Source organism: Pseudomonas sp. NFACC42-2 (assembly GCF_900116055.1).
Lineage (GTDB): Bacteria > Pseudomonadota > Gammaproteobacteria > Pseudomonadales > Pseudomonadaceae > Aquipseudomonas > Aquipseudomonas marginalis.
The window spans coordinates 147,632-160,335 of sequence record NZ_FOZO01000009.1 but is presented as its reverse complement, the minus strand read 5'-3'; the positions used below and the strand labels follow the sequence as shown (position 1 = coordinate 160,335).

The 12,704-nt window shown below is 60.4% G+C and carries 12 protein-coding genes and 1 pseudogene; 4 read left to right on the top strand and 9 right to left on the bottom strand.

Annotated features, from left to right (window positions below; translation table 11 throughout):
- Positions 1 to 220: 220 nt before the first annotated feature.
- Positions 221 to 580, top strand: a complete 360-nt coding sequence (locus BM416_RS18255) for a PilZ domain-containing protein (RefSeq protein WP_092488954.1) — start codon at positions 221 to 223, stop codon at positions 578 to 580.
- A gap of 60 nt (positions 581 to 640) precedes the next feature.
- On the opposite strand, the gene BM416_RS18250 is transcribed toward BM416_RS18255, so the two are convergent.
- The 6 genes from BM416_RS18250 to BM416_RS18225 are packed head-to-tail and all read right to left on the bottom strand — an operon-like array spanning position 641 to position 7,302.
- Positions 641 to 1,972 (bottom strand): DUF58 domain-containing protein, encoded by a 1,332-nt coding sequence (locus BM416_RS18250; RefSeq protein ID WP_092488953.1) that lies wholly within the window; start codon positions 1,970 to 1,972, stop codon positions 641 to 643.
- Between the two features lie 7 nt (positions 1,973 to 1,979).
- Entirely contained in the window at positions 1,980 to 2,975 is a 996-nt protein-coding gene (locus tag BM416_RS18245) for an AAA family ATPase (RefSeq protein ID WP_092488952.1), read from the bottom strand.
- A complete protein-coding gene (locus BM416_RS18240; RefSeq protein WP_092488951.1) occupies positions 2,972 to 4,129 on the bottom strand; it encodes a DUF4350 domain-containing protein in 1,158 nt (385 codons plus the stop codon). Before BM416_RS18240 ends, BM416_RS18245 begins: the two co-directional genes overlap by 4 nt.
- Positions 4,126 to 5,646: a DUF4129 domain-containing protein gene (locus tag BM416_RS18235; protein WP_092488950.1), complete on the bottom strand. Its 1,521-nt coding sequence runs from the start codon at positions 5,644 to 5,646 to the stop codon at positions 4,126 to 4,128. The genes BM416_RS18240 and BM416_RS18235 overlap by 4 nt, the downstream gene beginning before the upstream one ends.
- Positions 5,633 to 6,613 (bottom strand): stage II sporulation protein M, encoded by a 981-nt coding sequence (locus tag BM416_RS18230; RefSeq protein WP_092488978.1) that lies wholly within the window; start codon positions 6,611 to 6,613, stop codon positions 5,633 to 5,635. The genes BM416_RS18235 and BM416_RS18230 overlap by 14 nt, the downstream gene beginning before the upstream one ends.
- Positions 6,610 to 7,302: an RDD family protein gene (locus tag BM416_RS18225; RefSeq protein WP_092488949.1), complete on the bottom strand. Its 693-nt coding sequence runs from the start codon at positions 7,300 to 7,302 to the stop codon at positions 6,610 to 6,612. The genes BM416_RS18230 and BM416_RS18225 overlap by 4 nt, the downstream gene beginning before the upstream one ends.
- A 166-nt stretch (positions 7,303 to 7,468) precedes the next feature.
- Between BM416_RS18225 and sbcB the strand changes: the two genes are divergently transcribed.
- Positions 7,469 to 8,896 (top strand): exodeoxyribonuclease I, encoded by a 1,428-nt coding sequence (gene sbcB / locus BM416_RS18220; RefSeq protein ID WP_092488948.1) that lies wholly within the window; start codon positions 7,469 to 7,471, stop codon positions 8,894 to 8,896.
- 89 nt (positions 8,897 to 8,985) lie between these two features.
- Here the strand turns inward: sbcB and mvaT are convergent, their stop codons facing one another.
- Positions 8,986 to 9,360 carry a histone-like nucleoid-structuring protein MvaT gene (gene mvaT / locus BM416_RS18215; RefSeq protein ID WP_003175830.1) on the bottom strand — a complete coding sequence of 125 codons (375 nt, stop codon included), beginning with the start codon at positions 9,358 to 9,360 and terminating at the stop codon, positions 8,986 to 8,988.
- A 348-nt stretch (positions 9,361 to 9,708) separates the two neighbouring features.
- Between mvaT and purU the strand changes: the two genes are divergently transcribed.
- Positions 9,709 to 10,557 carry a formyltetrahydrofolate deformylase gene (gene purU / locus BM416_RS18210; protein ID WP_015885632.1) on the top strand — a complete coding sequence of 283 codons (849 nt, stop codon included), beginning with the start codon at positions 9,709 to 9,711 and terminating at the stop codon, positions 10,555 to 10,557.
- Positions 10,558 to 10,645: 88 nt separating this feature from the next.
- Positions 10,646 to 10,831 (top strand): hypothetical protein, encoded by a 186-nt coding sequence (locus tag BM416_RS30875; protein ID WP_083236364.1) that lies wholly within the window; start codon positions 10,646 to 10,648, stop codon positions 10,829 to 10,831.
- An 8-nt stretch (positions 10,832 to 10,839) separates the two neighbouring features.
- On the opposite strand, the pseudogene BM416_RS18200 reads toward BM416_RS30875, so the two are convergent.
- Positions 10,840 to 11,577, bottom strand: a pseudogene (locus tag BM416_RS18200) (DUF2334 domain-containing protein); the annotation flags it as partial.
- Positions 11,570 to 12,691, bottom strand: a complete 1,122-nt coding sequence (locus BM416_RS18195; protein WP_092488947.1) for an N-acetylglucosaminyl phosphatidylglycerol synthase — start codon at positions 12,689 to 12,691, stop codon at positions 11,570 to 11,572. The gene BM416_RS18195 and the pseudogene BM416_RS18200, both read right to left, overlap by 8 nt.
- Between the last annotated feature and the right edge of the window lie 13 nt (positions 12,692 to 12,704).

Below are 12,704 nucleotides of genomic sequence, written 5' to 3'. Positions count from 1 at the left end.
TTTGCCATTTAATAACTGGCCCGTTGCCAGTCTTGGGCTATTCTTTCAATGTTCGTTTGTACAAGTTTCTAGTCGAACGGATGCAGGGCCCGGATTCGGCAGCTGTCGAGTGACAAAATGTTGTGCGTTGTCACACCGAGATCCAGGGAGAGCGAGCAATTGCGCTCGTTCCGAATCACTGGCACGGCCAGAGTCATGGCCACTGGATGGCGATCTCACCATGTTTACCGACCGACGGATCGAGCGGCATCAACTACCGTATTTCCTGCAAGTGTTTAACCGTGTCACCGACAAACCCATAGGTTTTCTGGGTAACGTCTCTGAAGACGGGCTGATGTTGATCAGCCAGTTACCCATGATGGTCGATGTGGACTTCGAGTTGCGCTTGAAGATACCCGGGGCTGACGACACGTTCCATGCCATTGACATCACGGCGACCTGCCTGTGGAGCCATGAAGATATCAACCCGCAGCACTATGATTCCGGGTTCAGCGTGCTTGAGGCTCCCGAGGAATATGGGCAACTGATCAACGTGCTGTTGCAGTACTTCAGTTTTGATCCCTTGCAGGCTTCGGCCTAGAAGCAGCGCGTTGTCGACGCGGCCGGGGTGCTGCCATCCCTGCCGCAGTCGTGCGCTTTTTTAGAATACTCCGGCTTTCTTCCAACCCAGGTAGCGTGTCACCAGGGCCGCGCCCATTTCTGATGGCAACGTATCCAACGCCGACAGGCCGTGGGCGTTCATGCGGTCATGCAATTCATCCCGAGTATTGAGGTAGTCGACAGTGCCGCTGTAGGCCAGGGCTTCGGGCAAGGTTTGTACGGGGGATTGGCGCAGTCGATCGAGTACTTCCTCACGCATGCTCGCCACCAGTACCCGATGTTGACGACTGATGCGCTTGACGGCGGAGAGTAGGGCTTCGTCGTCCTCATCCCGCAGATTGCTGACAATAATGACCAATGCCCGCCGTTTTTGCCGGGCCAGCAGTTGGCTGGCCGCTGCCTGGTAGTCGGCGGTTCGGCGGCTGGTGTCCAGGTCATAGACCGTATTGAGCAACAGGTTCAATTGGCTGCTGCCCTTGACCGGTGCCAGGTAGCGTGGCTGGTCAGTGGCAAAGGTGCACAACCCCACCGCATCGCCCTGGCGCAGGGCCACATAACTGAGCAGCAGGCAGGCATTGAGGGCGTGGTCGAAATGGGACAGCTCGTCATCCTGGCTGCGCATACGTCGGCCGCAATCGAGCATGAACACGATCTGCTGGTCGCGCTCGTCCTGATACTCGCGGGCGATGGGGGTACGTTGCCGCGCGGTCGCTTTCCAATCGATTTGCCGCAGGCTGTCGCCCTCACGAAACTCGCGCAGCTGATGAAACTCCAGTCCCAATCCTCGTCGTTGCCGTTGACGGACCCCCAGTTGGCTCAACCAGTTATCCACACCTTGCAGTTGTGCCCCGTACAGGCGGGCGAAGTCCGGATAGACGCGGGTGGCGTCTTCGGTTTCGATAAAGCGCCGTGCAGACCAGAGCCCCAAGGGACTGGGCAGGTGGATTTCGCAGCGACTGAACGCGAAATGCCCACGCCGCAAGGGGCGCAGGCGATAACCCAGCTCACTGCGTTTACCTGGGCGCAATTCGATGGACTGGGGCAGGTTTTCCACGCTCAGCCCATCGGGAACGTGATCGAACACCTGCACCGTCAGCGCCTGTGGGTAGTCATGTTCCAGGGACAGGCGGACTTCGCCCCAGCGCCCCAGCGCCAGGCTGCCGGGCATCTGCCGTTGCACGCGTGGTGAGGGTCGGCGGCGCAGTCGCAGTGCGTCGAGCATGGCCAGCAGCAACAGCGCCAGGAGCAAACCCCACGTTATTGAGTGCAAGGTCTCGGGTACCTTGAACTGCAAGGCGGCCGCAGCGCCCAGCAGAATGCTCAAGCCCAGCAGTACGCTGAGCCAGGCTAATAACAGACGGGTCGGTTTCATGGACGGGTCATTGCCGGGGGGCCGGAATCTGGTCCAGCAGCTGCTTGAGCACCTGGTCGACCTCCAGCCCGTCTATATCCAGTTCTGGCGCAAGGCGTACCCGATGACGCAGTACCGCCAGGGCACAGCCCTTGATGTCATCCGGTGTGACGAACTCGCCTGCACGTAACAAGGCCCGTGCGCGGGCGCCGCGTACCAGAGCGATGGAGGCTCGCGGGCCGGCGCCTATGGCCAGTCCCGGCCAGCTGCGGGTTGCTCGCGCCAGGCGCACGGCATAGTCGAGTACGTGTTCATCCAGGGGTAGTTCACTGGCGACCAGCTGCAGTTGCAGCACGTCCTCGGCCTTCAGCACGGTGCGCAACGGTTGCACGTCCAGCATGTCGGCCCGTGATGAGCGTGTCACTTCGCGCACCATATCCAGTTCCTGCTGCGCATCGGGGTAGTCCATGCGTACCTTGAGCATGAAACGGTCCAGTTCGGCTTCCGGCAGGGGGTAGGTGCCTTCCTGTTCGATGGGGTTTTGCGTGGCAAGTACCATGAATGGCTGACCGATGGGCAGCGCCTCCCCTTCGAGGGTGACTTGCCGTTCCTGCATGGCTTCGAGCAGGGCTGCCTGGGTCTTGGCCGGAGCGCGGTTGATTTCGTCGGCCAGCAACAAGTGGGTGAATACGGGCCCCTTGCGCAGCTTGAACTGTTCGGTGTGCAGGTCGTACACCGCGTGGCCGGTGACATCGCTGGGCATCAGGTCCGGGGTGAACTGTATCCGCGCGAATTCGCCGTCAAAGCAACGGGCCAGGGCCCGCACCAGCAAGGTCTTGCCCAGCCCGGGGACACCCTCGAGCAATACGTGGCCGCCGGCGATCAGCGCGGTGAGTACATCATCGATTACCTGATCCTGCCCGATCACCGCCTTGCGCAGTTCAATGCGCAGGGCCTGGGCCTGCTGGCTGGCGCGTTGCAGAGAGTCGCCGGGCAGGGCGTTAGCGCTGGGAAATTCGCTCATAGGGCATTCCTGAGGGTTTGCAGGCACGCCACCTGCCGGCTGAAATCGGCACTGGAAAGCCGTTTCGTCGGGAGTGGGCCGAGGGCCTGGCTGATGACGTGAGAGGGTTGGCGCGTCAGGTGGGCAAGTACTCGCCCCTGTTCCGTGTTGTCGAGATGTTCAAAGCCGGGATGACGCCGCCGTGCGGCGCGCAGGATGTCACGCTGCAACGCCTGCAACAGTGTGCCTTGGCCGCTGCGACGCAGCAGGAAGTCGGCGCTGGCTTTCAGGTGTTCCTGCAATTGCCGGCGTGCCTTGGGGGCGGGCGCCTGGATTGGGCCCTGGCGCATACCTGCCTGCCAGAGTGCCAGGGCAATCAGGGCAATAAGCGCCACCAACGCCTGGGGGAAATAACGCAGCAGCAGGGTGAGCAGGTCATCTACGTTGCCGTTGAACAACAAGGTTACGGCAGTGCCCTGGGTCAGATGCCACAGCAGCCAGGCATTGTCGTGTTTGCCAATGTCCGGCGTTTTCCACAGCTCGCTGTCGGTGATCACCGTTACGCGGCCTTGCCCGAGGTCGAGTTGCATCAAGTGGCTCGACCGCGCGCTATTGGCTGAAAATTGTGCCAGGTGCTTGGGGTCGATAAGGTTGAAGTCAGTGTCGAAACTGAAATAGACCGGGGCTGTGTCGTTGTCGACATACAGTTTGGTCAGGTCCGGTGCTTTATTTTTGCGGGCCGGGGCGGGGGCATCGGGTTCATCGCTGAGGACTTGGTGGATAGGCAGGCGATCAAGCAGCAGGTCGCCGCTCTTGCCGGTTTCTTCGTCCCACAGGGCCTCGGCGACTACCAGTAGATGGCCGCCGGACCTGGCCCAGTCCAGGAGTTGCCGTGCCTGGCGTGGTGACATGTTGCCGCGTTCGCCCAGCAACAGCAGGCTGTTGCCCTTGGCGGGCAGGCTTACCAGGCGTTCCAGGCCATTGGCGTGCTCCACGGTCAGGCCTTGCAGGCGCAGAAAGTGTTCGGCTGCCAGGTAAGGATTGGCCAGGGCTTCCGGGGAGGGGCCGCGGTCCACCACTTCTTCATAGGGGATCGCTTTGCTCCATGCGTAAAAACCGCCCGCTCCAAGCAGGCACGCCAACAGCAGCCCCACCCACAGTAATGGCCGGTTCATCGGGCGCCTCCCGCACTGAACAGGGCACGCCAATCGTTGCACAATGTCTGCTGGACTGAGACCGGGGGCAGGTGATGGCCATAGGCGAGGTTTTGCCAGTGCCGCGTCAATTCATCACTGAAGGCCAGCAACTGCGGTTGCTGCAATTGGTGAACCCGTTGCAGGACCTGACCTTCGGTGTCAGCGCTTTTAAGGGGCAGGTTGAAGTCATGCAGCAACCTGCTCAGCAGGCCACGATACAAAAGGCCGAGGGCCTCCCGTGGCTGGGTAGACCAGAGTTGCTCGGCGGCGCTGGCGATATCCTCGGGCAGGGTCTCGGCGCCCAGTTCCAGGCCGAACAATTGCGCGGGTGGTGGTTTCGCTGCTTTGGGTGTACGTGCCCCGCGCAGGCTGACAAAGGTGCGCAACCAGTCCCGATAACGCCAGGCCATCAGGGCCACGCCACCGATCAGCAGGCTCCATAACAGCACTTCCAGGCCTTGGGCGACAGGCTTGAACGTGTTGCTGTTGAGGTTGTCCAGCAGCGCCTGCAGCCACGCCGGAAGTTTGCCGTCACTGTGTGCCTTGTTTTTAACGACGGGCTTTTCTTCGCCAAAGCGATAGCGGGTGACGGTTTCCGGATTTTTGAAGGGCGGCTTGTCCAGCAGCGACTTGATGGACTGGCTTGCGCTTTGGGGAGGCAGTGGCTTGGCGTCATCCGCCATGGCGGGCAGGTTGAATGGCAGCAAGGTCAGCCCGATCACCAGCACTAACAGTGGCGCCACACTGCTCAGACGCTGGCGCAGGCGGCGAAATACCAACTCCAGGTCCCACGCCTCCAGCAGGGTGCGGCGATTGAGATAAAGGCTGAAACCACAGGCGACATAGATGGGCTCCCAAAACACCAGGATCAAGGCGTAGAAGGCGTTGCTCAAGTGTTCCAGCCAGACCCCCTCGGAGCCCGTCGCCAGCGCCAGCCGTTGCCAATCCCAATCCAGTTCAAGTTGTTGCGGAATGAATAGATAGAACAGCGCCATGCAGCCGAACCACAGGCCGATTTCCAGGTGCACCCCAACGGTGGTCAACCAGCGCGCGGCTCCTGCATTGCGCTGCTGCAGCACGCCCAGGCGTTTCTGGCGCGCCTGGCCGTCCAGGCCTTCGAGCTGGCTGACCGGCATTACAAAACTGCGGCTGAGGCTAAGTCGGCGCCAGGTCAGGCTGGCCAGCAGTTGGTGGTTAAGCAGTCTTGGCCATTGGCGCACGGCCTGCTTAAGGCTGGGTGTTTCGCCGAACAGGGCTTTGGAGAGGATATATAAAGGCAAGCGGTCGAACGCCGGTTTGAGCCACCAGAACAGGAACATGGCTGTGGACGGGTATTTCCATAGCAACGCGGTAAGCAGGGCAAAAACCGGCAGTGTCACCAGCGCCCAACTGCTCATCAATAGCAGGCGATGTTCCCGGGCCATTAATACCCCAAGGTCCATGGCCTCCCATGCGGTACGCGGGCGAATAGCCACACTGGCATTACTCAGGCGCATGGCGAGTCCGTCCGGCAATGGTCAGGTAGGCCGACACCAGCAGCCAAAGTGCAGTGCCCACCAGGTATTTGATCCAAGGGGCGATCTGGGTGGTGGAAGACCAGTAGGCCTCGATAAATGCTGCGATCAGCAGGAACACCATGACACCGCACAGCAGTTGCACACTCTTGCGAGCGGCGAGCCGCAGGGATTCGCCACGGGTCAGTTGCCCCGGGGCGATCAACGCCCAGCCCAGTTGCAGGCCCGCGGCACCGGCGAGTGCTATGGCCGTCAACTCAAAGGCCCCATGGCCGATGACAAATGACCAGAAGGTCTGCCCATAGCCGATTTCGGTCAGATGCCCGGAAACCGCGCCGATGATCAGCCCGTTGAATATCAGGAAAAACACACTGCCCAGGCCGAACAGCAGGCCGGCGGCAAATGTCTGAAAGGCGATACCGATGTTGTGCATGACGTAGTAGCCAAACATCATCCAGTCTTCGCTCGATGCACGTTCGGCAGCGCGCCCCAGCCGGCTGGCCTCGGGGTCATACATGCCCTGCATCTCGGCCACCTGCTGGGGGCTGACAATGCTGTAGATCAGGTCGGGAAACAGGTAGACCAGCAGGGCAATGCCCAGCAGGCTGCCAAAGAACAGCAGGCTGGCAATCAACACGAAACGCCACTGTTCTCGCACCAGGCGCGGAAAGTCGGCCAGGACGAAACTCAGCACATTCGCCGCCAATTGGCTGCGGTGGCGATACAGTTGTTGATGGCCGCGCAATGCCAGTTGTTGCAGGGGGTCCACCAGGTAACTGCTGTAGCCGCGCTCCTGGGCGAGGGCCAGGTGCTGGCATAGACGCCGGTATTGATGAGGGAAATCGGCCACGTCACTGGCCTTGGCCTTGCCGTGTTCCAACTGCTTCAGTTGTTCGGCAAAAGATTGCCATTGGTGTTGGTGACGGCTTTCGAAAAGACTCTGCTTCATGTTGGCCCCAGCAGGCCGCGGGCCACGCCGTTGAGTTGCTCCACGGCACGCGCCGGAGACACTTGCAGCGGTGTTGCAAGGATCGAGGCGAGCTCGTGTACCCGTTCGGCGGACAGTTCACCCTGGCGTTCCGCGAAGCCAAGAATCGCTCGCTGCTCACTCAGGTCCAGGGCAAACGGTAAGCGCAGGGCCGCGGCTTGAGGTACCTGGGGACGTGCCAGAGGCTGTTCGCGGTAAACCACCAAGGTGCCAGCGGCCAGGTCGCCAAGGCGTTTGAAGTGAGGATGTTGCAGGCAACTGATGGCGCCGAGAAAGTAGCCGAAAGGCAGCATGTCGACAAACCGCAGGAGGTTGCGGATCAGCGACGCCGACCAGCCTATGGGGGTGCCGTCGTCCTGCACGACCCGTAAGCCCATGACCTGTTTGCCCGGTGAGCAGCCCTGGTTGAGCACCTCGAACAGCACCATGTACCACCAACTGACCAGGAACAGCAGAAGCGACCCCAGGCCAACACCTATATTGCCGAGCAACGCCAATGGCACCAGCAGCACGCCCATGATCACGGCACGCGCGCCGAGGTCGAAGGCAAATGCCAGCGCCCGTGGCACCAGGCCGGCTGGGCGCAGCGGCAGGTCGATGCCCTCCGGGGTCTCGATCTGGTAGAGGGTGTCCAATGGGGCTGATGGCATCGCGATCCTTGGCAGTGCAGAGCGGCTGGAGACACGGATGCTAACAGCGTCGGTGATGGAAGCAACTACTCAAGGTTTTGCTGGATGTTTGTACAGTGGAATTGGGGCTGGCCCCGAACACGGCTGAACGCCTAGACTTTGTCGATCTTCAGCACAGGAATAGCCCGTGACCTCCATTTTCTGGTACGACTATGAAACCACCGGCATCAACCCGCGCAGCGATCGCCCACTCCAGGTTGCCGGCATTCGTACGGACCTCGATCTCAACGAGGTCGGCCCGCCGGTCAATCTTTACTGCCAGCCCAGCGACGACATCCTGCCCCATCCCGCCGCCTGTGCCATTACCGGCATCACCCCTGTAACACTGGCGGAAAAAGGCCTGGCCGAGGCCGACTTCATGACCCGTGTACATGCCGAACTGGCGGCCCCGGGGACGTGCGGCGCAGGCTACAACACCTTGCGGTTTGACGACGAAATGACGCGCTACAGCCTGTATCGCAATTTTTTCGACCCCTACGCGCGGGAGTGGCAGGGCGGTAACAGCCGCTGGGACCTGATCGACGTGGTTCGCACTGCCTACGCCCTGCGCCCGGAAGGCATCGAGTGGCCGCAGCAGGACGGGCGCGTGACCCTCAAGCTCGAGCGCCTGACTGCCGCCAACGGCATTGACCACGGCCAGGCCCACGATGCGTTATCCGACGTGCGTGCCACCATTGCCCTGGCGCGCCTGGTGCGCGAGAAGCAGCCCAAGCTTTACGACTGGCTGTTTCAATTGCGCAGCAAGCAACGGGTGATGGACCAGGTGCGCCTGCTGCAACCCATGGTGCATATCTCCGGACGTTTTTCCGCCGAGCGTCATTACCTGGGTGTCGTGCTGCCCCTGGCCTGGCACCCGCGCAACCGTAATGCGCTGATTGTCTGCGACCTGGGGCTCGACCCCCAAGGGCTGCTGGACATGGATGCCGCGACCTTGCGCCAACGCCTGTACACCCGTCGTGAGGACCTTGGCGAAGGCGAGCTGCCGGTGCCGCTCAAGTTGGTGCATATCAACCGTTGCCCCGTGGTCGCGCCGTTGAACGTACTGCGGGCCGAGGACCGTGGGCGCCTGCAACTGGATATGGATATTTGCCAGGCCCGAGCCCTGCGGCTAACTGACGCACAGGAACTTTGGCGCGATAAGTTGGCGGTTATTTACGCCGAGGAAGATTTTGCCCCGAGCGCAGACCCGGAACAGCAGCTTTACGAGGGTTTTATCGGGGATCGTGATCGACGGTTATGTGAGCAAGTCCGGGCGGCGGAACCTGCGCAGTTAGCCAGCCAGCAGTGGCCTTTTGATGATCACCGTTTGCCTGAATTATTGTTTCGCTACAGGGCGCGTAACTTCCCCGATACGCTGAACGGCGAGGAGCTACAACGCTGGAAACTTTTCTGTCAGCAACGTTTGGAAAATCCTGAATTCGGTGCGCCGAATACCTTGGAGGCATTTAATCAAGCCCGGCAGGAGTTGACCGTTAGTGCGACGCCGTTTCAGCAGCAGGTGCTGGAGCAATGGCAGAGATATGCTGACTCTTTAGCCGCTCGTGTGAATCGGTAATAGCGGTTTGTAGAAAAGACGGTCAATAAAAAACGCCAGCAAGCTGGCGTTTTTAATGGGTCGCGTATCAAGCGCAGACCGGGTGAGGCTTAGCCCAGCAGGGTAGCCCAGCCTTCAACCACGTCACCGCCCCACTTGGCTTTCCACTCTTTCAGGGTCTTGTGGTTGCCGCCTTTGGTTTCAATCACTTCACCGTTGTGCGGGTTCTTGTATTGCTTGACCTTGCGAGCACGCTTGGTACCGGTAGTTTTCACGGCGCCACGGGGTGCTTTAACTTTCGACTCTGGATCCAGCAGCGCGATGATGTCACGCAGGGATTTGGAGTATTCACCCATGAGGGTGCGCAGTTTGCCTTCGAATTCCAGCTCGGTTTTCAGTTTGTCATCTTGGGACAGGTTCTTCAAACGAGCTTGCAGCTCTTTGATAGCTTCTTCGGTGGCACGGTATTCGTTGATCAGAGACATGTGGACTACCTTATGTAGAACGCTGATTGACAGGGATAGTGGCCCAATAATAGTCAGGCGGTTTCCCCAAGTAAACATTTAAGCGCGTATTCAGGTGAATTACTTTGAATGTTTGTGAAGGCGCTATGCAATCGAGTTAATTAGTAGGGGCTACCCCGAAAATAATCTCCTTGAAATTCGCATAATTGCTGCAGCGTGCGCTGTTCATTCATATAGCAATGGTAAAACCATGCGCTATTAAGGGATGTGGCCAGGGCAACGGATCAGAATAAGGCTCATCGAATACTGCAGTTTTTCTGCACAATCGCTAGAATGGCGGCCTTTGCGAAGTTCTGGAGTTCCCCCCTAATGCGCACTTTTCGGCTGGTGATTGCTTGCCCGGACCGGGTCGGCATCGTTGCCAAAGTCAGTAACTTTCTGGCCTCCCACAACGGCTGGATCACCGAGGCGAGCCATCACTCGGACAACCTCAGCGGTTGGTTCTTCATGCGTCACGAAATCCGTGCCGACACGCTGCCCTTTGGCCTTGAAGCGTTCCGCGAGGCATTTGCGCCCATCGCGGAAGAGTTTTCGATGACCTGGCACATCACCGACACCGAGCAGAAAAAGCGCGTGGTGTTGATGGCCAGCCGCGAATCCCACTGCCTCGCCGACTTGCTGCACCGCTGGCACAGCGACGAGCTGGACTGCGAGATCGCGTGCGTGATCTCCAACCATGATGACCTGCGCAGCATGGTCGAGTGGCATGGCATCCCCTACTACCACGTGCCGGTCAACCCGCAGGACAAGGAGCCGGCGTTCGCCGAGGTCTCTCGTCTGGTCAAGCAGCATGAAGCCGACGTGGTCGTGCTGGCGCGCTACATGCAAATCCTGCCGCCGGAGCTGTGCCGCGAATACGCAGGCAAGGTGATCAACATTCACCACAGCTTCCTGCCGTCGTTCGTGGGGGCCAAGCCTTACCACCAGGCTTCCCTGCGTGGCGTGAAGTTGATTGGCGCAACCTGCCATTACGTCACCGAAGAGCTGGATGCCGGGCCGATCATCGAGCAGGACGTGGTGCGTGTCAGCCACAGTGACAGCATTGAGGACATGGTGCGGTTTGGCCGTGATGTCGAGAAGATGGTGCTGGCCCGTGGCCTGCGCTATCACCTGGAAGACCGCGTGCTGGTGCACGGCAACAAGACGGTCGTATTCTGATTCAAGCGTCTTGGTTGAACAAAGAAGGGCCTGGGCGTTAAATCGCTGCAGGCCCTTTTTCATTCCCCGCACTTTTCAGGACCAGGCCATGACCGACCCACTTGATAAAGCCACGTCCAAGGCGCCTGCTACGTTGGGTGAGGGCTGCCTGAGTCGTTACGACCCGGATGCGCTGGAGCCGGAAGACGGTACGGACTTTCCGGGAGCCGCCGAGCTGTGGGAGCAATTGCAGGAGGCCGATGAATTGCCCGGATCCCCTGGCCGAGGTGCTTGAGCGACCACCTGTTCAGCCAGCCAGGCAGCCTTGGTCAGCGGTGCTCGCCCTGCGTCGAGTAGGCGTTGTACGGTTTCAAGCCAATAGCGGCGAGAGAATGCGTGGCGCATGTCCACCGGGTGCACGCCCAGGCGAATCACCGGGGCGGCGTGCCAGCGCTGTTCGCGACGATCGCTGATGACTCTGGACACCCCTCGGCGCCATGCACTGCGCGCACTCCAGGTCAGGCCCGGGGCGTCGATCGGCGTGAAATCGGGCAGTCGATACAGATGCTGCGGGCTGCTGGTGTAGCTCAGCGGTAGTTGGCGCAGGGCCTCGCGAGTGCCCTGGCTCATTAACCAGGCGGGTGCGACGAAGCCGTGCAATGGCCAGTCATTACGCCGGAATATTTCAATGCCATCCTGAAGACGATCAAGAGCCTGGGCTTGAGACAGTTGATAGAACTCAGCCTCATGGGTGTAGAGGCGGCGCATGAACCAGTCTTTGGGTGTGCGCGGTGCCGGTTGGTCATCGCAATGGTAGTAACCGTGCAAGGCAAGTTCATCGCCCTTGGTCACGCGGCGATCCAGCAGGCGTTGAAAATCGCCGTGGGCAGTCAAGGCGTCGCGATGATGGAAGTCCGGCACCACCAACCATGTGATTGGCACGGTGCCCAGGGCATCGACGGCTTCGACAAAGGGCCGATAATCGGCCCAGTTGTGCGGCGCCACATCGTGCAGCACCAGTAATACCGAGCGCTCATGCATGGGAAGGCATCGGCTTGTGACTGCCCAGTACCGCGTGGTAGTGGCCGAGCAGGCTGTCGACCACCGTATACCAGGCATAATGTTGTTCTACATGACGCCGAGCCTGCGCGCCCAGGCGCCTGCTGCCGAGGTTGAACAGCTCGCGCACCGTATCGGCCATCGCCTTTGGATTGTTTGGCGCGCACAGCAGGCCGCAGCGTTCGTCGACTATCTCGGTGAACGCGCCAGCCGCCACCGCGATTACCGGTATGCCGCAAGCCATGGCTTCGAGGATGACCAGGCCAAAGGTTTCCTGGTCGCCGCCATGCAGCAAGGCATCGGCACTGGCCATCAGCCGGGCGACATGCTGTGCCGGGCGAAACCCCTCGATGACGGTGACATTGGCCGGCACGCTGGTCGGCATGCCGGAGCCCACCAGCACCAAGTGATAGCCGTTCCCCAGGCGTTTCATGCAGCGAAGCAGGATCGGCAGGTTTTTTTCCTTGGAGCCGCGCCCGGCAAAGATCAGCAGGCGGGTGTCTGCGCCGATCCCCAGCTCGGCGCGCAGGCCTGGGTCGCGGGCGTCAGGGGTAAAGGTTTGCAGGTCGACGCCCAGTGGTTGGACGAACACATTCTTCACGCCGAGCCCCATGAGCTTGTCGGCCATTACCTGGCTGGGCGCCAGTACCCGGTCGAAACTTCCATAGAGTTTGCTGACATAGGCTTCAACGTTCGGGGCAAACCAAGACCCCATGCGGTTGCTCACCAGTAACGGTAAGTCGGAGTGGTAAAAGCCGATCACCGGCACATCCAGCTGGCGCCGGGCATCCAGCGCGGCCCAGGCGGTGAGATAGGGATCACCTACCTCGATCAGATCGGGCTGTAAATCGTGCAGGACATTTCGCCAGGGGGAGAGGCGAAGGGGGAAGCGGTAGCCTTTGCCGAAGGGCAGCGCGGGAGCCGGTACCTTGAAGATGCCATCCTGATTGCTCCATTGCGCGCCGGGAATCAGCAGGCTATGGCGAATGCCGGGCTTGAGCCTCAGACGTCGGTGCTTGGCGTCCAGGTAAGTGCGTACGCCGCCGCTTGTCGGGGCGTAGAACATGGTTATGTCAGCGATATGCACGATGAACATCCCTCCGATCCAT

What these genes read in the sequence shown, in the direction of transcription:
- BM416_RS18255 (WP_092488954.1), top strand. Translation starts at nt 221, where the DNA reads ATGTTTACCGACCGACGGATCGAGCGGCATCAACTACCGTATTTCCTG.
- BM416_RS18250 (WP_092488953.1), bottom strand. Translation starts at nt 1,972, where the DNA reads ATGAAACCGACCCGTCTGTTATTAGCCTGGCTCAGCGTACTGCTGGGC.
- BM416_RS18245 (WP_092488952.1), bottom strand. Translation starts at nt 2,975, where the DNA reads ATGAGCGAATTTCCCAGCGCTAACGCCCTGCCCGGCGACTCTCTGCAA.
- BM416_RS18240 (WP_092488951.1), bottom strand. Translation starts at nt 4,129, where the DNA reads ATGAACCGGCCATTACTGTGGGTGGGGCTGCTGTTGGCGTGCCTGCTT.
- BM416_RS18235 (WP_092488950.1), bottom strand. Translation starts at nt 5,646, where the DNA reads ATGCGCCTGAGTAATGCCAGTGTGGCTATTCGCCCGCGTACCGCATGG.
- BM416_RS18230 (WP_092488978.1), bottom strand. Translation starts at nt 6,613, where the DNA reads ATGAAGCAGAGTCTTTTCGAAAGCCGTCACCAACACCAATGGCAATCT.
- BM416_RS18225 (WP_092488949.1), bottom strand. Translation starts at nt 7,302, where the DNA reads ATGCCATCAGCCCCATTGGACACCCTCTACCAGATCGAGACCCCGGAG.
- mvaT (WP_003175830.1), bottom strand. Translation starts at nt 9,360, where the DNA reads ATGTCTCTGATCAACGAATACCGTGCCACCGAAGAAGCTATCAAAGAG.
- purU (WP_015885632.1), top strand. Translation starts at nt 9,709, where the DNA reads ATGCGCACTTTTCGGCTGGTGATTGCTTGCCCGGACCGGGTCGGCATC.
- BM416_RS30875 (WP_083236364.1), top strand. Translation starts at nt 10,646, where the DNA reads ATGACCGACCCACTTGATAAAGCCACGTCCAAGGCGCCTGCTACGTTG.
- BM416_RS18195 (WP_092488947.1), bottom strand. Translation starts at nt 12,691, where the DNA reads ATGTTCATCGTGCATATCGCTGACATAACCATGTTCTACGCCCCGACA.